Origin of the sequence: Microcoleus sp. FACHB-831 (assembly GCF_014695585.1) — a bacterium.
In the GTDB taxonomy this organism is placed as follows: Bacteria; Cyanobacteriota; Cyanobacteriia; order Cyanobacteriales; family FACHB-T130; genus FACHB-831.
In genome coordinates, this window is record NZ_JACJON010000075.1 from 151,693 (window position 1) to 173,031 (window position 21,339).

16 protein-coding genes and 2 pseudogenes are annotated in these 21,339 nt (G+C 45.8%); 7 read left to right on the top strand and 11 right to left on the bottom strand.

Annotation, left to right across the window (positions count from 1 at the left end):
- The first annotated feature begins 107 nt into the window (after positions 1-107).
- The 3 genes and pseudogenes from H6F77_RS24125 to H6F77_RS24135 all read left to right on the top strand — a co-directional run.
- A complete protein-coding gene (locus H6F77_RS24125) occupies positions 108-3,212 on the top strand; it encodes a PAS domain S-box protein (protein ID WP_190491449.1) in 3,105 nt (1,034 codons plus the stop codon).
- A gap of 270 nt (positions 3,213-3,482) precedes the next feature.
- Entirely contained in the window at positions 3,483-4,097 is a 615-nt protein-coding gene (locus H6F77_RS24130) for a TetR/AcrR family transcriptional regulator (RefSeq protein ID WP_190491450.1), read from the top strand.
- A gap of 114 nt (positions 4,098-4,211) precedes the next feature.
- Positions 4,212-5,585 (top strand): annotated as a pseudogene (locus H6F77_RS24135) (aminopeptidase P family protein); the annotation flags it as partial.
- A gap of 597 nt (positions 5,586-6,182) precedes the next feature.
- On the opposite strand, the gene H6F77_RS24140 reads toward H6F77_RS24135, so the two are convergent.
- From H6F77_RS24140 to H6F77_RS24175, 8 genes and pseudogenes are all read right to left on the bottom strand, one after another.
- On the bottom strand, positions 6,183-6,677 hold the full coding sequence (locus H6F77_RS24140) for a DUF2243 domain-containing protein (RefSeq protein ID WP_190491452.1): 495 nt from the start codon (positions 6,675-6,677) through the stop codon (positions 6,183-6,185).
- Positions 6,678-6,816: 139 nt separating this feature from the next.
- A pseudogene (locus tag H6F77_RS24145) lies at positions 6,817-7,389 on the bottom strand (Uma2 family endonuclease).
- Between the two features lie 58 nt (positions 7,390-7,447).
- Positions 7,448-8,674, bottom strand: a complete 1,227-nt coding sequence (locus H6F77_RS24150; protein WP_190491453.1) for a pentapeptide repeat-containing protein — start codon at positions 8,672-8,674, stop codon at positions 7,448-7,450.
- A gap of 134 nt (positions 8,675-8,808) precedes the next feature.
- Positions 8,809-9,534 carry a pentapeptide repeat-containing protein gene (locus H6F77_RS24155; protein ID WP_190491454.1) on the bottom strand — a complete coding sequence of 242 codons (726 nt, stop codon included), beginning with the start codon at positions 9,532-9,534 and terminating at the stop codon, positions 8,809-8,811.
- Positions 9,503-9,766, bottom strand: coding sequence for a hypothetical protein (locus H6F77_RS24160; protein WP_190491455.1), 264 nt, complete (start codon positions 9,764-9,766; stop codon positions 9,503-9,505). Before H6F77_RS24160 ends, H6F77_RS24155 begins: the two co-directional genes overlap by 32 nt.
- A 679-nt stretch (positions 9,767-10,445) precedes the next feature.
- Complete coding sequence (locus H6F77_RS24165; protein ID WP_190491456.1) at positions 10,446-10,796, bottom strand: hypothetical protein; 351 nt, start codon at positions 10,794-10,796, stop codon at positions 10,446-10,448.
- An 822-nt stretch (positions 10,797-11,618) separates the two neighbouring features.
- Entirely contained in the window at positions 11,619-14,873 is a 3,255-nt protein-coding gene (gene carB, locus H6F77_RS24170; RefSeq protein WP_190491457.1) for a carbamoyl-phosphate synthase large subunit, read from the bottom strand.
- Between the two features lie 49 nt (positions 14,874-14,922).
- A complete protein-coding gene (locus H6F77_RS24175) occupies positions 14,923-15,060 on the bottom strand; it encodes a hypothetical protein (RefSeq protein WP_190491458.1) in 138 nt (45 codons plus the stop codon).
- Positions 15,061-15,493: 433 nt separating this feature from the next.
- On the opposite strand from H6F77_RS24175, the gene aroF reads away from it, so the two are divergent.
- A complete protein-coding gene (aroF, locus tag H6F77_RS24180; protein WP_190491459.1) occupies positions 15,494-16,366 on the top strand; it encodes a 3-deoxy-7-phosphoheptulonate synthase in 873 nt (290 codons plus the stop codon).
- Positions 16,367-16,409: 43 nt separating this feature from the next.
- On the opposite strand, the gene dpsA is transcribed toward aroF, so the two are convergent.
- Positions 16,410-16,964, bottom strand: coding sequence for a DNA starvation/stress protection protein DpsA (dpsA, locus tag H6F77_RS24185; protein ID WP_190491460.1), 555 nt, complete (start codon positions 16,962-16,964; stop codon positions 16,410-16,412).
- A 368-nt stretch (positions 16,965-17,332) separates the two neighbouring features.
- Here dpsA and H6F77_RS24190 point away from each other — a divergent pair, with 368 nt between their 5' ends.
- From H6F77_RS24190 to H6F77_RS24200, 3 genes are all read left to right on the top strand, one after another.
- On the top strand, positions 17,333-17,575 hold the full coding sequence (locus H6F77_RS24190; protein ID WP_190491461.1) for an Asr1405/Asl0597 family protein: 243 nt from the start codon (positions 17,333-17,335) through the stop codon (positions 17,573-17,575).
- 131 nt (positions 17,576-17,706) lie between these two features.
- On the top strand, positions 17,707-18,351 hold the full coding sequence (locus tag H6F77_RS24195) for a (2Fe-2S) ferredoxin domain-containing protein (protein ID WP_190491462.1): 645 nt from the start codon (positions 17,707-17,709) through the stop codon (positions 18,349-18,351).
- A gap of 486 nt (positions 18,352-18,837) precedes the next feature.
- A complete protein-coding gene (locus H6F77_RS24200; protein WP_190491463.1) occupies positions 18,838-19,542 on the top strand; it encodes an alpha/beta hydrolase in 705 nt (234 codons plus the stop codon).
- A gap of 120 nt (positions 19,543-19,662) precedes the next feature.
- Here the strand turns inward: H6F77_RS24200 and phnE are convergent, their stop codons facing one another.
- Together phnE and H6F77_RS24210 are read right to left on the bottom strand one after the other, a co-directional pair.
- Complete coding sequence (gene phnE, locus H6F77_RS24205) at positions 19,663-20,511, bottom strand: phosphonate ABC transporter, permease protein PhnE (RefSeq protein WP_190491464.1); 849 nt, start codon at positions 20,509-20,511, stop codon at positions 19,663-19,665.
- A gap of 12 nt (positions 20,512-20,523) precedes the next feature.
- Entirely contained in the window at positions 20,524-21,267 is a 744-nt protein-coding gene (locus H6F77_RS24210) for a phosphonate ABC transporter ATP-binding protein (protein WP_190491465.1), read from the bottom strand.
- Positions 21,268-21,339: the final 72 nt, after the last annotated feature.

Here is a 21,339-nt window from a genome sequence, read left to right on the forward strand (position 1 = left end):
ATTAGCCCGGTGGGGACATTTGTTACATACATCGACAGGCAATCGAGCAAAGTTTAAATTGATACCATACCCCATCTGGCCTGATTGGGGCATTCAACAGCGCCGCTATGACACCTGAACAGCTCCAAATCCTGCGTGAATGTTGTCGAGATGATGCAACCTTTGAACAGTTGCAACAATTTTTTTTAGGACTAGAAACAAAATACAAAGGGGTGAGCGAACAAAGTCGCTTGCAAGCTTCACTCCTAGAGCAAGTTTCTAACGCTGTAATTGCTACCGACACAGAAGGTATTATCTTCTACTGGAATCGTTTTGCCCAAAAGCTTTATCAATGGAAAGCTGAAGAAGTTATTGGTAAAAATATATGCGAAGTGATATTTACTAGCGAGCATCGCCAGAAGGCAGAAGCAACTCTAGCTTTAAGGCTCCAGTCGGAAATATCTTCAGAAGAACTTGTAGTTCAGCGCAAAGACGGCAGCCAGTTTGTTGCCGAAACGACATATTCCCTCATCCGAGATGCTAATGGCATAACGGGAATTGTTGGCATTTCTGTCGATGCCACCCGTCGCAAGCAAGCAGAAGAGGCATTAAAACAGTCAGAAGCAAAATTGAAGGCAATTTTTAACAGCAGCCTACAAAGTGTTTTGTTAATTGACAGGGAGCAGAAGATTCAAGCTTATAATAAAACTGCTAATGCCTGGAGTAAAAGAATTAGTAACAAGGAGCTTGAAGAAGGAAAGCTGTTTTATGAATTTATTGCTTTAGAAAGTTTAGCTGACTTTAAGGCTAATTTTAATAGAGCTATTCAAGGTGAATTAATTAGTGCAGAGAATTATATTGAAGCTGTTGATGGTAGTTTGTATTGGTTTGAAATAAGCTATTGTCCAGTATTTGATGATAATGGAGTTTGGGGAGTTTGTCAAACTTTCGCGAGTATTGATAATAAAAAAGAAAACGATCTTGAATTTTTAAAAATTCAAGATCGTTTTCGCTCGCTTGTACAAAATTCCTCCGATCTAATCGCAATTTTAGAAGCAGATGGGACTATTAGTTATGTAAGCCCCTCGGCAGAGCGAATTTTGGGTTACAAACCTAAAGAACTTATTGGCAAAAATGCTTTAGATTACATTCATTCATCTGATATAACGACAGCTTCAAGCAGATTCAGCGACGCACTTAAACAGCCGGGAGTTGTTATTTTAGGTGCGTTTAGAGTGCGCCATGCGGATGGTTTCTGGATTTATCTAGAAGCGGCTGCTAATAATCTCTTAAACGAGGCGAGTACAAAAGGCGTGGTGGTAAACTCGCGGGACATCACAGAACGGAAAGCATCGATAGAGGCGCTGCGACAGCAAACAGAACGGGAAAAGTTAATGGCGGCGATCGCTCATCGCATTCGTCAGTCTCTAAACTTTGAAGAAATTCTCAATACAACTGTGGCGGAAGTGCGGCAATTTCTCAAAGCAGATCGCGTAGTCATCTATCAGTTTCAGCGCGATTGGAGCGGGGTCATTGTAGTAGAATCTGTCGCTGATGGTTGGTCTTCAGTCGTGGGGATGAAGGTTCGAGATTCTTGGTTTGCAGCCAACTATATCGAGCCTTACCAAAACGGAGCTATGCAAGTTGTAGAAGATATCTATAAATCTGGTTTGAGCGAGTGTCACATCGAGTTGTTGGCTCAGTTTCAGATAAGAGCAAATCTGGTAGTTCCGATTCTGAAAACCGAACAACAAGGAGAATCGAAAACTCAAAATCAATTGTGGGGACTTTTGCTTGCTCATCAGTGTAGCGAACCGCGTCAGTGGCAGCAGTGGGAAATTGATATGCTTGCGTCACTGGGAACGCAGGTAGGGATGGCGATTCAGCAGAGCCTTCTTTACAGGCAAACTCAACAACAGGCTCAACGGGAGCAAGCTCTTAACAGGTTCACGGGCACGATCCGCAGCTATTTAGATCTAGATACAATATTTGCTACTGCTGCCAAAGAAATTAGCCAATTATTGCAGGTAGATAGGGTAAAAATTCAGCAACATTTGTTGAGAAAGCAAGTTTGGCTAACAGTTTCAGAACATCGAAAACAGGGTGGCGTTCCCAGCAAGTTGGATATAGAAGTTGTCGATGATGATAATGAAATTAGTCGCACGCTAAAGCAGTTAAAAGTAGTGCGAATTAACGATACAAATATTTTAGAGGATGAGGCGAGTAGAGGGTTAGCTGAAACTTTTGGGGGTGCGTGGTTGATGGTGCCGCTGCATTTTCAAGGGGGTTTATGGGGAAGTTTGTGGCTGATGATAATTGGTCGCTCTTATGAGTGGGAAGACTCAGAAGTGGAATTTGTTTGGGCGATCGCGAGCCAACTGGCAATGGCTATTGGACAAGCTCAGTTGTACGAGCAGATTTCCTCACTCAACGCCGACTTAGAACGCCAAGTACGCGATCGCACCCTAGAACTAGAACAAAAAGTTCAGGAACTGCAACAACTAAATATCCTCAAAGACGAATTTCTCAGCACCGTATCCCACGAGTTGCGGACGCCCTTGACTAATATGAAAATGGCTATGCAAATGCTAAAAATTGCTCCAGCAGGCGATCGCCGTCAGCGCTATATGGAAATTTTGGAAGCTGAGTGTGCCCGCGAAACCGAGCTAATAAATGACTTACTGGATTTGCAGCGGCTAGAAGCCGCTGCATACCCTATCCGCCTCGAACCTGTAAACCTGCAAACTTGGTTGCCAGTGCTGGTTGCACCTTTTTACTCTCGCGTTCAGGAACATCAGCAAACCCTCTTAGTAGACCTACCAGAGTCTATTCCCGCCCCAATGGCAGACCCCCTAAGTTTGGGACGAATGCTCGCAGAATTGCTTAATAATGCCTGCAAATACACCGCTAGCGGCCACCAGATCGTTCTCAGGGTCGCTTACGACGAAGCTGTGGCTCCTGCACCAGTAATAAAATTTATTGTTAGCAATCAAGCTGAAATTCCTGCAAACCTTCTGCCGCGCATCTTTGAGAAGTTCTACCGGGTTCCCAAAGCAGACCGCTGGAACCAAGGCGGTACTGGCTTGGGGTTGGCTTTAGTCAAGAGGTTTGCCGAGCAACTAGAAGGAACAGTTCAGGTGGAAAGCAGCGGGGGATGGACGACTTTCACCATTCAAATCCCCGCTACTCCCGGCGAACAGCTTAAGAGTATTAGCAAAGTTGTCTTAATCTGAAATGGCGTTGGGGAGTAGGGAATGAGTTTTGAGTTTAATCTCCCACTCTCGCGCTATACCACAACAGGCAACTTAAAGGCGTGACAGCTTACTAAGTCGGCTATGTCTCACATTAACAATGTATGAAGCTTTTGCTTTTTGCTGGCTCAGTCGTTGGAAAATAGCGCTACGGTGTAAGTGAGAGCCATATGTCCTTGTTTTGGGGATAAATTTGGCAATCTTTATGCAAATCATTCGCCACGAGCGTTATCCATCTATCTGCTAATTACTATGCGACTTTTTAACCGTCCTCCTCAGTCAGAGGAACAAACGCGCACCCGGATTTTACGATCGGCATTGCGGCTGTTTGCCCGCCAAGGTTATGATGGCACGACGACACGGGATCTGGCTGCCGATGCTGGTGTTGCTGAAGGAACATTATTTCGCCACTTTCCCAACAAAAAGGCGATCTTGATAGAAGTGGCAACTCAGGGATGGGTGGAGATTTTGACGGATTTGCTGACTGAATTGAGCGAAATGGGCAGCTATAAGGCTGTGGCTCAGGTAATGCAACGCCGGATGTTGCATTTGCACAAAAATGCAGATATGCTGCGCGTTTGTTTTATGGAGGCGCAGTTTCACCCCGATTTGCGCGATCGCATCCAAACTGAAGTTATCGTCAAAATGACTGACGTGGCTGAAGCTTTTTTTCAAACAGCAATGGACAAAGGCATTTATCGCCGCACGAATCCTAGAGTTGTAGCTCAGGTGTTTTTAGGAATGTTTACTGTTGCAGGGTTTAGCCAAAATACCATTATGGAGGAGGGATCATCACCCACAGAAATGCTAGAAATGGCAGAAGGGCTGGCTGATATTTTCCTCAATGGTGTGTTAGCTAAAGACTAATTTTCAATCACCAAGGTCTGAGGAAAACGATAGCTTAGGGATACTGGCGGGCAAAAGGTTTTACCCCCCTCCATCAGCCAAAATAGATTAATCCCCTGATATTAGGCTTCTGCTATGTACTTCCCGAGCGTTCCTGCAAACCTTGCAAAAACCCTGCGCGATCGCCGCTCAAGACTAGCCGCACTTGTTGATTTCCCTGTTATTCTTTGGTCTGGACGCAGCACTCCGCGCAATTATCCGGCAAATACTTTTCCCTTTCGGGCTAGCAGTCACTTTCTCTACTTTGCCGGGATACCGCTGGAATATGCTGCGATTCGGCTAGAAGCAGGTTCGCTAGAACTCTTCATGGATGACGCTTCGCCCGCTAGTGCGCTTTGGCATGGAGAAATGCCAAAACGCTCGGAAATCGCCCAACTTATTGGCGCTGATGCCGCATTTCCCCTAGCAAAACTGGCGTCACGCGCAGCGCGTGCGGCGACGCTTGCCGTGCAAGATGCTTCTACCTACTTGCAACAGTGCGAAGTCCTCAACCGCCTGGTGTCCCTAGCTTCTTCACCTCTGGGGATTGATTTGGAATTAGTGCGGGCAATTATATCCCTGCGCCTTACTCACGACGCTGATGCTCTAACAGAGGTGCGACAGGCAGCTGCTTGTACTGTTGCAGCGCATAAGGCTGGGATGGCTGCAACCCCCGGCGCTAAGACAGAAGCCGACATCCGCGCCGCAATGGAGGCAGTAATCATATCGCGCAATATGACTTGTGCCTACCCAAGTATTGTTAGCGTGCATGGGGAAGTTTTACACAACGAGCAGTATCACCACCAGCTACAGCCTGGAGATTTGTTGCTAGCGGATGTCGGTGCTGAAAGCCATATGGGTTGGGCATCTGACGTGACGCGCACTTGGCCTGTTTCGGGCACTTTTTCCCCTACGCAGCGAGATATTTATAATGTGGTGCTGGCGGCGCACGATGCTTGCATCGACAAAATCCACGCTGGTGTAGAGTATCGAGATATTCATTTGCTGGCTTGCAAGGTTATTGCCGAAGGATTGGTGGATTTAGGCATTTTGCGCGGCGATCCAGAATACTTGGTAGAGATAGATGCTCACGCGCTATTTTTCCCCCACGGAGTTGGCCATCTGTTGGGCTTAGACGTGCATGATATGGAGGATTTGGGGGATTTAGCGGGGTATGAAGAGGGGAGAGCGAGGAGCGATCGCTTTGGATTAAACTATCTGCGTTTAAATCGAGTTTTGCAACCAGGAATGTTAGTAACTATTGAGCCTGGTTTCTATCAAGTACCAGCAATTTTGAATAACAGCGATCGCCGTTTAAAATTTCAGGATGTCGTGAATTGGGAGCGCCTTGCTCAATTTGCCGACGTGCGCGGTATTCGCATTGAAGATGATGTCTTGGTCACGGAAACAGGAAGCGAAATTTTGACAGCAGCTTTGCCGACACAAGCTAATGATATTGAGCAATTAATCCAGGGAGAACGCACCTCAAATGTAGGTTGGACGGCGGGTAAATTTGGGTTAAAATCCCAGCCTCGTGGGGGATATATGAAGCGCTGTCGGGAAATTTTTGAGAAAATACGTCCGCAACTAATCGAGGAGCGCTCTGGCTGGTTTGTTGCCATTGAAGGATATAGCGGGGATTATTTTGTTGATGCTGATAAAGCAGTTGCCAAACAAAAGGCGCGTCAGAAATATCCAGAGGGGAGACCTGTTATTTTTCAGCTAAAATCTGTCGAACAAGAAGCTAAAGAAAAGGCTGAATATGAAGTCGGCGACCAGCGCGGTCGAGAAATTTTTGAGCAAATACGCGATGAATTAATAAAAACTCACTACAACTGTATTGTGATAGTTGAACCAGAGAGTGGAGATTATTTCATTGGTAGTAAAGAAAGCGTTGCTCTAAAAAATGCTCGTGAAAAACACCCGCATAGCAGGCTTTACGTTTTTTGTTTGAATTAGACAGGAGCGTTGAGGGGAATGCTATTTTAATAGCAATCAGAGTTTAAGTAAGATCGCCTCGCTGGGGTAGGGGCGATCGCTTTCTCGCTTGCCTTTACTAAAAAGCTTCTATAATTGCACGGAAGTTTCTTTTTTTCCACTTTGCAAAAGCAGCCAACCAATTACAGCAACGGTTGCACCAAAAATCAAAAATCCGATATCCCAAGCTAACTCGTTCGGGCCTGCTTTAACGTGATGAATACCTAAAATTTGGTGGTCTATAATCCCTTCAACCACATCAAATAATCCAGCACCGATGAGTATAGAGCCAACGAATATTTTGGAAGACCAAGCAACGGCTTTATTACCACCTGCACGCCACAGTAACGAGATTCCAATTACAGTTATTATCCAATTAGCAGCATGAAATATACCATCGCCTAAAGTATTTATCTCTATATTAGGCAAATTAACAGCAGGACGAAGACCCGTAAACATATGATGCCATTGGAGGATTTCGTGCAGCAATATACCATCAACGAAACCTGAAAGACCTGTGCCAATCAAGAAGCCACTAGCAATCAGAATTCCGCTGCGATTAGATTGCTCAGTATTAGATTGCATATAGGATATTAGGATAGTGTTTGTGTTTAAGCTTAAGTTCGCACAATCGATAAAGAGCGGCTTCCACCATTGGTTAGAGTTTATGTGCAAGCTGCATTATGTAGGGTTCGGCGATCGCTACAGCAATATGCTAAATAAATTATGGAAAAACAGAAGCTAAATTCAGAGATAATTCGGGAAAGTTGGGAACTGCGATCGCTGCATTTTGCAAGCTAATGCGCTTTGATATATAGCCAAAATTTCCTTGCATATCTTGATAAGGTTCGCTGTAAGCTTCCACCTGATTAGCTACTAAGTTAAATATCCAGTAATCAGAAACACCTGATTCCGCATAAAGAGATAATTTCGTAGTTTAGTCATACTTCAGCGTAGAATCAGAAACCTCAATTATTAATAAAATATCAGCAGGATCGGGATGACTAGATAGGTAACGATCTGCTCGATTTCGTGCAATGACGACATCAGGTTCAGGTTCGCTGTCAGGAGGTAAAATAATCGGTTCTTGTCCTCGGACGACTGCGTTCTCTCCCACCAGCATGACTAACTCCCCAAACACTGCTGAATTGCAAACAGAGTGAAGCGTACTTTTTGCCGCCATTTGCATGATTTCTCCGCGAATTAATTCAACTCGGTCATCCTCACCGAGGAATCCTAGTTCTCCCAGACGGTTATATTCAGCTATGGTAAAGCGCTTACGAGTAACAACATTCATAGACAAATCATTAGTATTGGTAAAAAGGTTTAGCTGTCATTTTATCGCGGAATTCACGCTAACCCTCCTCAAAAATTCCCCCCCGCTGCTTCAACTCAACTTTCATCGACTGCGAAAGTCCTATCCCCGCTCCAAATAGTGCATTTTCTACATTTGCACCGCTGAAATCTGTACGCTTAAGTTCAGCATTTTTCAGATTGGCGCAATGGAGATTAACACCGCTCATATCTGCATCATTCAAACCAGCACCGGATAAATCTGCTTTACTAAGATTCGCCTTCGGTAGATAAGCACTCGTCAAATTCGCTCTGCTCAAATTAGCTCCGCTGAGATCGGCGCGAGGCATTTTAGTCCGCAAATCCGCTCTACTAAAATTAGTTCCCACCAATATTGCATCGCGCAGATTAGCATTAATCAAGCAGGCTTCTTCTAAGTTTGCGCCACTTAAATTAACCCGGCTCAAATCGGCAAATGTCAAGTCAGCGCCGTCTAGGTTTGCATAAACTAAGTTGGCATTTTTCAATTCAGCAAAACTGAGATTTGTCCCGCTCAAATCCGCACCGTGCAAATCCGCGCCTCTCAATGCACAGCGGGTAAGATTAACTTGACTCAAATTAGCTCCAGCTAAATCCTCAAATGGATCTAAACCCACTAGCTGCGCTATGTTTGTAAAGTCATCTGATGACCCTGCTAATAACATTTCTCGCGCTATTAATATCTGCTGCTGCTGGTAATCTTTTGCTTGTGTCAAATTTCCTAGTGAAGTGTAAGCTAGGCGCAGATTTTTAACAGCCGCGATTCTTAGGCGATTGTCCTGCAATTCGAGAGCGATCGCTTGTTGCTGCGTGCAAGCCTCAATTGCTTTGGTATATTCCTCTAAATAATAGTAAGCAGCGCCTAAATTACCCAGCGTTTGCCCTTCGGCTTGGCGATCGCGCAGTTCCCTGACAATAGCTAAACGTTGTAGATAATATTCAATTGCTTTTGCATCATCACCCAGCGCGTAATAAGCATTTCCCAAGTTCCCTAACGCATTCGCTTGACCTTTGGTGTCTGGAATTTGCTGTGATATGCTCAAATGCTGCGAGAAGCAAGCGATCGCTTGTGGTAAATCTCCCAGAAGTTGATATGCTGCTCCCAAATTTCCTAAAGCTGCTCCCTCACCCTGCAAATTTTGTCTTGTTCGATACAGACTAAGAGCCTGTTGCCAAGATTGCAACGCCGCCTCCAACTGTCTCGACTGATATTGCTCAAGTCCTTGTTGTAGCAGATCGTCTGGAGTCATATCGTGGAAACACCTCGGCTAAATTGAGAGAATTATCCCCCAAAAAGCCAGCGCGAACAGCTCCTATGGGAATAACTGCGCGATCGCGCTGACTTTTTCTAACCTTACCAAAAGTGATTTAAAATCGGGAATTTTTAATCTTCAACTATCGCCTTGCGTCGCTTCAGACTGTGCTTCATATCCTTAGAAAGCCCGGAATTTCCCGCGAACCTAGCCCTTTCGACTTTTACGCTACTTAGGTTAGCGTCGCTTAAGTTAGTACCGCGCAAGTCTGTAAAACTTAAGTCTGCACCGTACAGATCCGCACCGCACATATCTGCATTAGTCACGTTAGCGCGGCGCAGGCTAGCATGACTTAAGTTAGCACCACCCAAGTTAGCACCGCTTAAATTCACATTAAGCATGTTAGCGCGACGGAGGTCTGCACCGCAGAGGTTGACCTCGCTGAGATCGCCATTTATTAAGGTAGCGCTGTACATATTGGCGCTGATCGAGTTAGCGCAACTCAAACTAATAGCGATCGCGCTGGTATTGCTCAAGTTAGCACTAATCAGGTTGGCATTATTCAGTTTTGCATTGTTCAGGTTGGCCTCGCTGAGATTGGCAACGCTCAAGTCAGCATAGCTCAGGTCAGCACTAACTAAAATCGTTCTTATCAAATTGGCACTGCTTAAATCGGCACCGCGCAGGTCAACACCGCTTAAATTAGCACCAGCAAAATCTTTAACAGGGTTTAACCCAGCAATTTGGGCTAATTCAGAGAAATTCTCTGTATCTGCCTCTACAACGCGACGGATCAGGTCTCTCAGTCTTTGGAGAGATTTCTCCTTACGAAGATTCAAACTTTGATTGACCTGCATAGGAATTTAGTTTGCACTCTAATACCCACAGGGCAATAACTCTTTCTATTACTGCCCTCTTGTTACGGTTAATATTCTTCCCCCGTAGGTCAGACGCATCCGGATGAAAATCTTTAAATCCATTTTCTTTTTCTAGTTCCCCCAAAACTCCTTCTAACAACAATGGCAGATCCTCGCCTGATTGGTTATAAAGCTGCTCTAGTTGAAATTTTGTAGAATTACGGGATTGCATTTTTAGTCTCCGGGTAATTGCTTAGTTATTTAATACAAAGCTAGCCCACAAGCCGCGATTTGTGTAGGAAGGGGCGACAAAAATTTAGCTCTATGCGCGGCGAACTTATCCCGCATGACTAATACGATTTAGTATTTTGGATTGTTTACCAACTGTTCAGCAACTTTGCGGAATTTTAGCTCTTCAAAGTATATTTTTTAGTAAGTTTTATTTGCTCTAATGAGAAAAATACTGATTTGTTCTATGTCGCAGACTACACAGCGTATTTACTTAGCAATATTTGTGGACTACTTTTAAGCCCAAACTGGTGCTTATATGTGTTCTTCACCTAAGAATCCCAGTTCACCCAAACGGTGATATCCAGCAATAGTGAAGCGCTTAACAGTGAGAGCAGTCATAGGTGAGCAACAACTAGAGGAGCGATCGCGTGAGACGGTGAGCAATGTCGGGCTACTACTACTATAGAACCCATTTGAGATCTATTCCTGAAACTAAAAGCCTTGCAGCTAGCTGGTTTTATCCCTGTTCTTGCAAAAAACAGTCGAGTTTAAGCAGGCTCTATCATTGATCGCAAAGTAACGGGTTACTTCAAAGCCAAGCACCCCAGCAAAAGATGTCAAATGGGTTCTATACAAGAGGGCAATCGAATTTGGGTGAACTACGAGCTAAGTTACAAATTTTATAGATTGATCGTCAGGATTTTTTTCTTGCTTTTTTTGTCGCTCAACACGACTGTATTGTAGGGTGATGTATCCGTTCCCAGCGGAATTGGCAGACTAAAAATGTGGCTTTTATTATGATCATCGAGTTCGCCTAAATCAATGCTTTTCGTTATATCGCCATCTGTTGCCAGATAAGCGGTAAGTTCGCCTTTATAATCTTCAATTAAAAAGTCTCTAAAGAAAAGGGCTTCCCCAGCATCAGGATCTATACCAAGGATGACCGTACCGCTGAAAGTTGCGCCTTTTCGTTCTTCATCAACCGTTGCCATTATGATTTCCGAGGGGTCTTGACCGGACATATCTGCCATAAACTTTTTCCTGGGCGAATTCTCAACAATTGAAAATGATTTTACAAGAGCGCTATGGGCGATCGCAAAACTCTCAGGACGTATTTCTGCATCGGTCTTGCAAATGTATAGCCAAGTTACTTCGGGTTTAACGCCTAATTGGAAGATTGAGTAGGGATGAGTAGAGGCTGAAAGCGATCGCGTTAGCGAAGCGAGGCGTTAGCCTAGCGTTGCTGCTCTTCAGAGCGCATCGCAGAAACCTGATAGAGGGGAGACGTTGAGAAGTTTCCGGATTCTGTTCTAGCAACCTACGAGAGCTACGGGAAGGGGTAGGCAGACCAAGGTCAAATGCTTGTAGGTCATTTTCAAGGGGTCAGGAAGCGATCGCCTAAACAGCATCCCAGCACAAAAGGGTAGTACAGAGATAAGCTTTGCCATGCCTATACAAGAGGGTCTAAAGTATTTATGTACAAGAGGACAAGGCAGGGATAAGCTGACCATGCATACACAAGAGGATAATGCAGGGATAGAGAGGCTTATGCCTATACAAGAGGGTCTAAGGTATCTATGTACAAGAGGATAATGCAGAGATAGGGGCTACCATCCCTATAGAACCCATTTTAGATCTATTCCTGAAACTAAAAGCCTTGCAGCTAGCTGGTTTTATCCCTGTTCTTGCAAAAAACAGTCGAGTTTAAGCAGGCTCTATCATTGATCGCAAAGTAACGGCTTACTTCAAAGCCAAGCACCCCAGCAAAAGATGTCAAATGGGTTCTATAAAAGCCCGCCTTAATGGCGGGCTTGGTTTCTATTGCCCCAGGTTTCACCCTGCGTACAGCCCTATTATTTGACAGCGATATAATCCTGAAGCGCCTTCACCTCTAAAGGAGTTGACTGCAAAGATCGTATCGCCGCCGCTGTCGCCTTCGCACCCGCAATCGTCGTGATCATCGGAATCTTATAACCCAAAGCGGTGCGACGAATTAAACGCCCGTCAGCTTGCGCTTCCGACCCTGAAGGGGTAGTAATAATTAGCTGAATCTGACTGTTTTTAATCGCATCCAAGACATTAGGACGACCCTCGTGCAGTTTCAGCACCAACCCTACATCAAGTCCATTCTCTTTAAGGACTTTGCGCGTGCCTTCAGTCGCTACCACCTGAAAGCCCATCTGGAGAAAGTCCTTGACAACGGGCACAAGCGGTAATTTATCGCGTTCGTTCATAGAAACGAACACCGTCCCCGATAACGGCAATCGCTGATTAGCGCCCAACTCTGCCTTAGCAAAAGCCGTACCGAAATCGGCGTCAATGCCCATCACCTCGCCAGTAGAGCGCATTTCTGGCCCCAAAATCGTGTCTGTGCCAGCGAATTTCTCAAATGGCAGGACGGCTTCTTTTACCGCAACGTGGCTGGGAATGACCTCCTTAGTGAAGCCCAAAGATTCCAAAGTTGCACCCGCCATAATCCGCGATGCATACGCAGCTAGAGGAACTCCCGTTGCTTTGGCGACGAAAGGCACAGTCCGCGAGGCGCGGGGGTTGGCTTCGATGATGTATACCTGGGGTTCGTAGCCGTGCGCCCCGACTACGGCAAACTGGATATTCATTAGCCCCACTACTTTGAGTGCTTTGGCTAGCTCGAAAGTCCACTTGCGAATTTTATCTACAGTCGGTGGAGTTAAGGAGACATAAGGCAAAGAGCAAGCGGAGTCGCCGGAGTGAATTCCTGCTTGTTCGATATGCTCCATGATGCCGCCGATTACTACCATGCCAGTATGGTCGGCGATCGCATCCACATCTACTTCAATCGCATTCTCCAAAAACTTATCTACTAAGATAGGATGATCTGGCTCCACTTGCACGGCATAAAGCATATACCGTTCTAAGTCAAAATCCGAGTAGACTATCTCCATCGCTCTTCCGCCCAACACATAAGAAGGACGCACCACGACTGGGTAGCCAATCTTAGTAGCGACAATCTGAGCATCTTGATAATTCCGAGCCATGCCATTCGCTGGCTGCTTGATGTCCAGTTGGCGGAGAATTTTCTCAAATCGCTCTCTATCTTCAGCGGTGTCAATCGAATCTGGTGATGTTCCCCAAATTTTTGTTTTTGAGTTGCTTTCGGTTAAATATTTCTGCAATGGAACTGCCAACTTCAGCGGCGTTTGTCCGCCAAACTGGACGATAATCCCCTCTGGATTTTCCGCTTCGATGATGTTGAGGACATCTTCTTTAGTTAGGGGTTCAAAATAGAGGCGATCGCTTGTGTCGTAGTCAGTCGAAACTGTCTCTGGGTTCGAGTTGACCATAATAGTCTCAAACCCTTCTTTCCGCAGAGCATAAGACGCATGACAACAACAATAATCAAACTCAATTCCCTGCCCGATCCTATTAGGCCCGCCCCCCAAAATCATCACCTTACGCTTATTAGAAGGCAATACTTCTGATTCTTCCTCGTAAGTCGAATAGTAATAAGGAGTAAACGCCTCAAACTCAGCCGCACAAGTATCTACAAGTTTGTATGCTGGCACTATACCCAACTGCTTGCGGTAAGCGCGGACTTCATCTTCCCCTGTTTTAGTAGCATAAGCAATTTGGCGATCGCTAAAACCTTGCCGCTTAATATCCCAAAGTTCTTCCTTTGTCAGATCGCCCAACTTGCTGCGCTTGAGAAACTTTTCTGTTTCTAGCAATTCCTGCATCTTATCCAAAAACCAAGGATCGATCGCAGTAAGCTCGTAGATTTCCTCAACCGTCATCCCCATCAACATCGCGTGACGGACTGTAAATATCCGCTCTGGATTAGGCGTTCTCAAACCAGCGCGAATTTGCTCCAAACTCGGCAATTTCTCTGGCTTGTCGCAACCCCATCCAGCACGTCCAGTTTCTAAACTCCTTAACGCCTTCTGAAAAGACTCATTGAACGTTCGTCCCATCGCCATCGCTTCACCGACGGACTTCATCGCTGTAGTTAGTCTTGGTTCAGAGCCGGGAAACTTTTCAAACGCAAACCGAGGAATTTTTGTTACTACATAGTCAATTGTCGGCTCAAAACTCGCTGGCGTTTTCTTTGTGATGTCGTTAGAAATTTCATTTAGCGTATAACCTACAGCCAATTTAGCCGCAAATTTAGCAATCGGGAACCCAGTCGCCTTGGAAGCTAAAGCAGAACTGCGAGAAACGCGGGGGTTCATCTCAATGACAATAAAATCACCCGTGACAGGATTAACCGCAAACTGGATATTAGAACCGCCAGTTTCTACACCAATCTCGCGAATAATCTTAATCGAGGCATCGCGCAAACGCTGATATTCTTTATCAGTCAGCGTTTGTGCTGGAGCGACTGTAATGGAGTCGCCCGTGTGAATGCCCATTGGGTCGATGTTTTCAATCGAGCAGATAATAACTACGTTATCTGCCAAATCTCTCATTACCTCTAACTCATATTCTTTCCAGCCGAGTAGCGACTGCTCAACCAGGATTTGCGATACTGGGCTAGCCTCAATACCCACTTGAGCCATTTCTTCATATTCTTCCTGGTTGTAGGCAATGCCTCCTCCCGTACCGCCGAGGGTAAAAGCAGGACGAATAATCAGGGGATAAGAGCCAATTTTTTGGCCAACGGCTTTTGCCTCATCCAGGGTCGAAGCAATACCCGAAGGGCAAACCGCAACGCCAATTTTTTCCATCGCTTCTTTGAACAGTTGCCTGTCTTCCGCCTTTTCAATTGCCGGAAGCTTCGCCCCAATTAACTCAACGCCGTACTTTTCTAGCACCCCATTTTTAGCCAAGGCGACGGCTAAATTTAGGGCAGTTTGTCCCCCCATTGTTGGTAGCAGGGCATCAGGACGCTCCTTGGCAATTACCTTTTCTACCAATTCGGGCGTCAGTGGCTCAATATAAGTTCGGTCGGCTGTTTCTGGGTCGGTCATAATGGTAGCTGGGTTTGAGTTCACCAGCACCACTTCGTAGCCTTCTTCTTTAAGTGCTTTACAAGCTTGTGTGCCGGAATAATCGAACTCACAGCCTTGTCCAATCACAATGGCACCAGAACCGAGTAGCAGGATTTTGCGGAGGTCGTTGCGTCGCGGCATAGTTGTTCGTAGCTTTACACTATCTGAATCCAGACCATTTTAAGGGTATTCATCCCAATAACAACCCCATAGGCTGCCAAGTTTGACAAGATTCGATGACTTTGAGGATTTGGTGGCTACAGTTCTCCAAGCGCCATGCACCAGCCAGACGCGATCGCCATTCTGGGTAGAAGGCTGCATTGTCCAAAGTAGTAAGCCCACAGGTATTGACGCGAGCCAGCTCCTTTTGCTACGGTTTGTTGTTATAGGTAAATAATCAATTGTCAAACTATACAAGCGAACAAATGTTCACTAGCAGCTATTACTTTTATTTTTGGTTCCCCGCGGTTCACAGGCAGTGAATCCAGTGTAAGCATTGGAACCGCCAAGTGAACCGCAGACCAAAAATCTGCGGTTTTTTGTTTTTTACAAGTAGTTGAATTTTATGGCGATCGCTCATCTTCTTAGCTGGTTTTATGGCTTTTACTTTTGGCACGGCGCAAGTTCCGGGTAAGTAGAGTCATGCAGCTTATTCTCAGCCCGGAACTGCCAGACAGTTCCGGGCTTTTTGTTTGTCTATCTGTTTTCAAGACCGCATGTTCCAATTCACTCAGTCCGCACTTATTTAAGGAGAAACTCTCATGTTCAACACCAAACTAGCAACCCAATCTCATCCAAACCACCAAACTATTGTCAAACTCTCCAATCGTGTCGCCATTGGTGGCAAAGATCTTGTTATCATCGGCGGACCTTGTACCGTAGAAAGCGCCGAACAGATGGAAATAGTCGCCAGCCAGCTTGCATATGCTCCCATCCAAGCTTTGCGCGGCGGTGTCTACAAACCCCGCACTTCTCCCTACGCTTTCCAGGGAATGGGACTAGAAGGACTGGATATTTTGGCTTCAGTGCGATCGCGCTATGGATTGCCTATCGTCACAGAGGTAATGTCCATCGGGCAAATTGAAGATCTTGCAGCAAGCGCTGATATGCTTCAGGTTGGCAGCCGCAATATGCAAAATTTCGATCTTCTTAAAGCTTTGGGTAGTGCTGGCAAGCCCATCCTCCTCAAGCGCGGGTTAGCCGCAACTATAGAGGAGTTTATCAATGCGGCAGAATATATCTTAAGTCACGGCAATCCTGACGTGGTGCTGTGCGAACGCGGTATCCGCAGCTTCGATACTTATACGCGCAATGTATTAGATTTAGCAGCAGTTGCGGCGCTGAAGCAGCTAACTCACTTGCCAGTTATTGTTGACCCATCACATGCGGTAGGCAAGCGAGAACTGGTAGCACCGTTGGCTAAAGCAGCGATCGCCTGTGGGGCAGATGGATTGATAATTGAGTGTCACCCAGAACCAGAAAAATCAGTTTCCGATGCGCGTCAGGCGCTTTCTTTAGAAGATATGGTGAAATTGGTTGACGAATTAAGACCTGTAGCCACAGCAGTGGGACGTAATATAAGAGCGATCGCGCCAGAAAAGCCCGCGATCGCTCTTATTTCTTGTTCAGCCTAATTTCGTCTTAGGGTGGGCGATGCCCACCTTATTCCAAGCAATCCTAGTTAGCCCCAGCCTTCATAAATCCCAGAGTCAGGCTGTCCTGAGCGAGGAAGTGAGATAGATGATATGCTCGCTCCTCGGTTTTTAGCAAGATTTGTTCGTAGAGATAGCGGGTGGCGCGATCGCCCAAACTTTCCGCTTGCGCCGCCTGACGCCGGATTAGCTGGATGATAGCTTGCTCTGCTGCCAAGTCGTGTTCTACCATTTGGCGGCAAGAAAATACACCTTCTTCTTCTGGAGTAAAGCAGCAAAGTTCCGCTAACTTAGCAAAGCCCGCTACTGGCACGCCTCCTAGCCCATCCAAGCGCTCGCCAATGTCGTGGACGTGCCCTTGCACTTCTTCGTAGCTTTCCGAGAAGAACTGGTGCAGCATATAAAATTCCGCACCTTCAACCACAAAATGATGCTTTTGGTATTGCAGGTATAGCGCCTGAAAACTTGCCAGTGCTATGTTAAAACCCTCGCAGATGGGCGCTGTAACATTGCGATCCAGCAAGATCGGATTGTCATAAACCTGACCGAAGGAGCGTAATACGCTTTGAGTTTCTGACATGGTTCTCCTCTCTGTGGCAATTTTGGTTGCCTGAGTGTATCAAATTATTACAATTTTAGTCTCGTCAAGCCTTACTGAGACCTTGATAAACGTGTCTTCCCTCTATGGGGGGAATTTTTTTTGCTTTTTAACGCTGCCTACAACTAACCAAATCTTGAGGCAGAGCTAAAGCGATCGCCTGTATATAACGCTTTAGCTTATACCTCTCCCTATATACAGCGCCGAATTGAGTATTAGTACTTAGACATAAGTAAGAATCATTTGCACTTGTTAGAGCTATATAAAAAGGATCGCTTTTCCGGAAAAGTTGAGAAATTACGGGAAGTAGTAGTAGAATAATTGAGAATTGATTGCAGTAGTGGGAGAAAATGAATCCATTAAATCTAGACGCAGCAGTCCAGGAGGCTGTGGAGGTGAACCGAGCCGACAGGTGGCAAGTTTATCTACGCTTGCAAGATTTAGGTATCCCTTGTGAGTGTCCGAGCGACCAACCGTTGAGAGTTCAGATACAAAGTGCTACCGCAGCAATGCAACTCTGGAGCGTGGTAAAGCAATTGACAGCTTCTCGGCAAGATTTAGTGGAATGGCTTGAACGCTGCTTCGATAGATAGTTTTAAGTTTTGAAGTGTGAGTTTTGAGTTAAAGCGAATTATTAATTGTTTCGCTTGACTGCCTGCTCAGAACTCATTTTGACCGCTGACTGCTTGGAGTAAAATTTCTCGATTTCCAAATTAGGAGCAAAATGAGTAAGCACAGTCAAGTTGAAGAATTTACTATCGAGGGACGCTTGTTAGGGTTTGTAGTAGAAGATGGCTACCAACTCAAATACTTGCGACTGGGTACTGGGACGGGCGAGTTTTGGTTCAAGCTCTCTAAAGAGTTACGTGCGTCTCTTGATAGTGGCTTAGTTGCAGGCGAGTGGATTCACGTTAGCGGTGAGAAAAAGCTCGACCTGAAAAAAGGCAAAATCAAACTGAAAGCTTATTCTTTAACGCGGGTTGCTCCTCATTCTGGGAAACAAGAGGATGCTTTGCCAGTTAACAGCGAAAATGCCTCTGCCAAAAGTCCTAAAACTACAAAACCAAAAGCAGCTATCTTAGTATGTCAGAAGTCTGATTGCTGCAAGCTAGGAGCCAAAGCGGTTAGTCAGGCTATACAAGAAGAGTTGCGCGATCGCGGTCTAGAAGACCAAATTACTATTAAGGGCACTGGTTGCATGAAGCGTTGTAAAGCAGGGCCAAATATAGTTATGCCAGATAAAACTCGCTACACTCGGATTGACTCGTCCGAAGTATCTGAAATTATAGATAAACATTTTCCCGCCGAGACTATAGCGGAACCGTTAACTGCACAATGCTTGGCGTGTGAAGCTGTAAGCATTCATTAATAAATATAAATTCCCCAATCCCTACATTCCCTAGCGGAAAAAGGGGGGTTTGAGCGAAGCTTTCCAGTGTTTTGGCACTGGGAAGCTTTGTTGTTGAAGGAGACAAGCGATCGCGCTGCATTATTTAAAATAAAATAACCAAACAATAGCTTTTATTTCCCTGGAAGTTTGGCGACGCGATCGCATATTAGCCAATAAGATTAGTAGCTAACGCAACTGGTTTATACACGCCGTCTCGCAGCGCGATCGCTGGGTAAAAACCAGCAGCGTGTATCGTTAAAAACTAGATAATTTAACATAAAGCCATTCGCTTGGTACACGAGCGAGCTTTGCTGGCTAAGTAAGCTGATCGATAATACGTTTTATAGGACAAAGGCGATCGCTGCTTTGATGAGACGGCGGCATATACTCCGCGTTGGGATAGCAGGCACCGCTGGGGCAATGGCGGCAGCGTGCGCCACTTTTGGCAGGCCAAGGAGAGACTCTATGACAACAGATAAACAAAATCAGTACGGTAGACACGCTGCCGAAAATGGACGCCTGCGGGCGCGACCGGGTCAGCCAGAACAAAATGCACCAGTTGGCCTGCAACCGTTGGGGCTAGATGGCAGACGTGACGGTTTCCTATATGTACCCAAAACCTACCAGGCTTCTCGACCCGCACCCTTAGTGATGATGCTGCACGGCGCGGGTGGCAACGCACGCGACAGCCTAGCGCCGTTAATGCATGGGGCTGATGCGGCTGGACTGCTTTTGTTGGCGATTGACTCGCGCCGCCAGACGTGGGATTGGGATATGCTCGTTGGCGGGTATGGTTCCGATATCACCTTTATCGATGGGGCGCTAGGGCAAACTTTCAGCCGCTACGCTGTAGACCCCACTCGGTTGGCAGTGGCGGGTTTTTCTGATGGTGCGTCGTATGCGCTGAGTGTCGGCATTACCAACGGCGACCTGTTCACTCATGTCATCGCATTTTCGCCAGGGTTTATGAAGCCAGCAGCGCAAATTGGTTTGCCCCGCTTGTTTATTTCGCACGGCACGCGAGATGAGGTTTTACCAATCGATGTTTGCAGCCGTCGGCTCGTGCCGCAGCTAAAGCGTGCTGGCTACGATTTGCTATATCGGGAGTTTGATGGCCCCCATATAATCCCCCCAGAAATTGTTCGCGAGGGACTGGCTTGGTTTGGTTAGAGAATTGATTGGATGACGCAAGCAGAGTTTTGATTTTTAACTCTTTTTGCTGCGATCGCTCTTAACATCTAATTTCCAGGCTGACAATTATTCTGATGGCTAGAGATGGGCAATAGCGGGCTACATTGCTTCTAGCTTTTGGCGCAGCTTACTACTCAAAGCATCGATCGCAGTCACAACTACCAACAACACCAGCATCATCGTAGTTGCCTTAGTATACTCAAAGCCACGAATGTAATTAACTAACTCAAAGCCAATACCACCCGCACCTACAACACCCAACACAGAGGCGGCGCGAATATTGTACTCAAACATCCACAAGGTATAACCCAATCCCAAGGGCAATACTTGTGGCAAAATTCCATATTGGGCAATTTGGAACGGCGATGCTCCCGATACTTGCAAAGATTCTATAGAACGCGGATCGACTGCTTCTATTGCTTGTTGATAAAATTTTCCTAAATATCCAATCGTGTATATTCCTAATGCCAAAGTACCCGCTGGTGCGCCTAACCCTGTTGCGGCTACAAATAACAGACCTAATACAATAGAAGGAACAGACCGCACGGCATTTTGTAGCAAGTTAGCCAACCATTGCAGCCAAACTGGTGATAAATTGCGGGAACTAAGCATCGCAATTGGTAGAGAAACAATAGCGCCGATTGTAGTTCCCCAAACCGACATTTGTATTGTCTCAATCAGCTTTTCTACAGCAATATGTAATACTTTTAAATCGGGTGGCCACAACCGCGATATAAAATCAATTACATATGGCCAACTGTTTTTAAGTAGTTCTAAATCTACCTTAAGACCGCGCAACGCCCAACCGTAAACAAGTATGACGCTGCCTAAGATGAGCAGGCGATTAATCCAGGGATAGCGCCTCCAAAACTCAGCAATATTTTTCACTAAGATGAGCAGGCGATTAATCCAGGGATAGCGTCTCCAAAACTCAGCAGTATTTTTCATGTTTAGATAGTTTTATAACCCTGATTTAGATCGTGCGGGGAGTTGAGCAAATTGCGATTCTAAATTGGTACATTCGCCATTGTAAACAACACGACCAGCATCAAGAACGATCGCTCGTTGCGCGTAATTTGCGGCTATGCTTAAATCGTGCAATACCACCACAATAGTCATTGCGCGATCGCGGTGCAATTCTGCTAGTATGTCCATCACTTGTTTAGCTGCCATTACATCTAAACCAGCAATGGGTTCATCTGCTAAAAGAATTTTTGGGGATTGAATTAAAGCACGCGCGATCGCTACTCTTTGTTGCTGTCCGCCGCTGAGTTGTCCAGTTTTTTGATAAGCGCGATCCTTTAACCCTAACTGATGCAGCAAATCCAGAGCATGACGCCTATCATGTTTGCTAAATCCCCACAGGGTTTTCCAAGTTGACAATTCACCCAAACGCCCGCAAAGTACATTTTCTAGAGCAGAAAGCTGACGAATCAACCCTCCCCCCTGAAAAATTAACCCAACATCGCGCCTAATTTGAGGCAAATTGCGGGGTGTTATTGCCACATTATTAATGCGAATTTCTCCCCGCTGTATGGGAACTAAACCAACAAGCGATCGCAATAGTGTAGACTTACCCGCACCATTCAACCCCAACAAAGCGACAAACTCACCCTGCCGAATTTCGCAGTCTATCCCATTAAGAATGGGACGATTTAGAGATGGGGCATAGGGAGTTTGTACCTGTTGACACTCAATGGTCATAGTTCATTGTTCATTGTTCATTGTTCATCGCTCATGGTTCATGCCAATCCACAATGAACCATCAGCATTGTT

Bases quoted from the DNA above. Each gene is read 5' to 3' on its own strand.
- carB (WP_190491457.1), bottom strand. From the start codon at position 14,873: ATGCCGCGACGCAACGACCTCCGCAAAATCCTGCTACTCGGTTCTGGT.
- H6F77_RS24210 (WP_190491465.1), bottom strand. From the start codon at position 21,267: ATGACCATTGAGTGTCAACAGGTACAAACTCCCTATGCCCCATCTCTA.
- H6F77_RS24125 (WP_190491449.1), top strand. From the start codon at position 108: ATGACACCTGAACAGCTCCAAATCCTGCGTGAATGTTGTCGAGATGAT.
- H6F77_RS24140 (WP_190491452.1), bottom strand. From the start codon at position 6,677: ATGCAATCTAATACTGAGCAATCTAATCGCAGCGGAATTCTGATTGCT.
- aroF (WP_190491459.1), top strand. From the start codon at position 15,494: ATGTTCAACACCAAACTAGCAACCCAATCTCATCCAAACCACCAAACT.
- H6F77_RS24165 (WP_190491456.1), bottom strand. From the start codon at position 10,796: ATGGCAGATATGTCCGGTCAAGACCCCTCGGAAATCATAATGGCAACG.
- H6F77_RS24130 (WP_190491450.1), top strand. From the start codon at position 3,483: ATGCGACTTTTTAACCGTCCTCCTCAGTCAGAGGAACAAACGCGCACC.
- dpsA (WP_190491460.1), bottom strand. From the start codon at position 16,964: ATGTCAGAAACTCAAAGCGTATTACGCTCCTTCGGTCAGGTTTATGAC.
- H6F77_RS24160 (WP_190491455.1), bottom strand. From the start codon at position 9,766: ATGCAATCCCGTAATTCTACAAAATTTCAACTAGAGCAGCTTTATAAC.
- H6F77_RS24200 (WP_190491463.1), top strand. From the start codon at position 18,838: ATGACAACAGATAAACAAAATCAGTACGGTAGACACGCTGCCGAAAAT.
- H6F77_RS24190 (WP_190491461.1), top strand. From the start codon at position 17,333: ATGAATCCATTAAATCTAGACGCAGCAGTCCAGGAGGCTGTGGAGGTG.
- H6F77_RS24195 (WP_190491462.1), top strand. From the start codon at position 17,707: ATGAGTAAGCACAGTCAAGTTGAAGAATTTACTATCGAGGGACGCTTG.
- H6F77_RS24155 (WP_190491454.1), bottom strand. From the start codon at position 9,534: ATGCAGGTCAATCAAAGTTTGAATCTTCGTAAGGAGAAATCTCTCCAA.
- H6F77_RS24150 (WP_190491453.1), bottom strand. From the start codon at position 8,674: ATGACTCCAGACGATCTGCTACAACAAGGACTTGAGCAATATCAGTCG.
- phnE (WP_190491464.1), bottom strand. From the start codon at position 20,511: ATGAAAAATACTGCTGAGTTTTGGAGACGCTATCCCTGGATTAATCGC.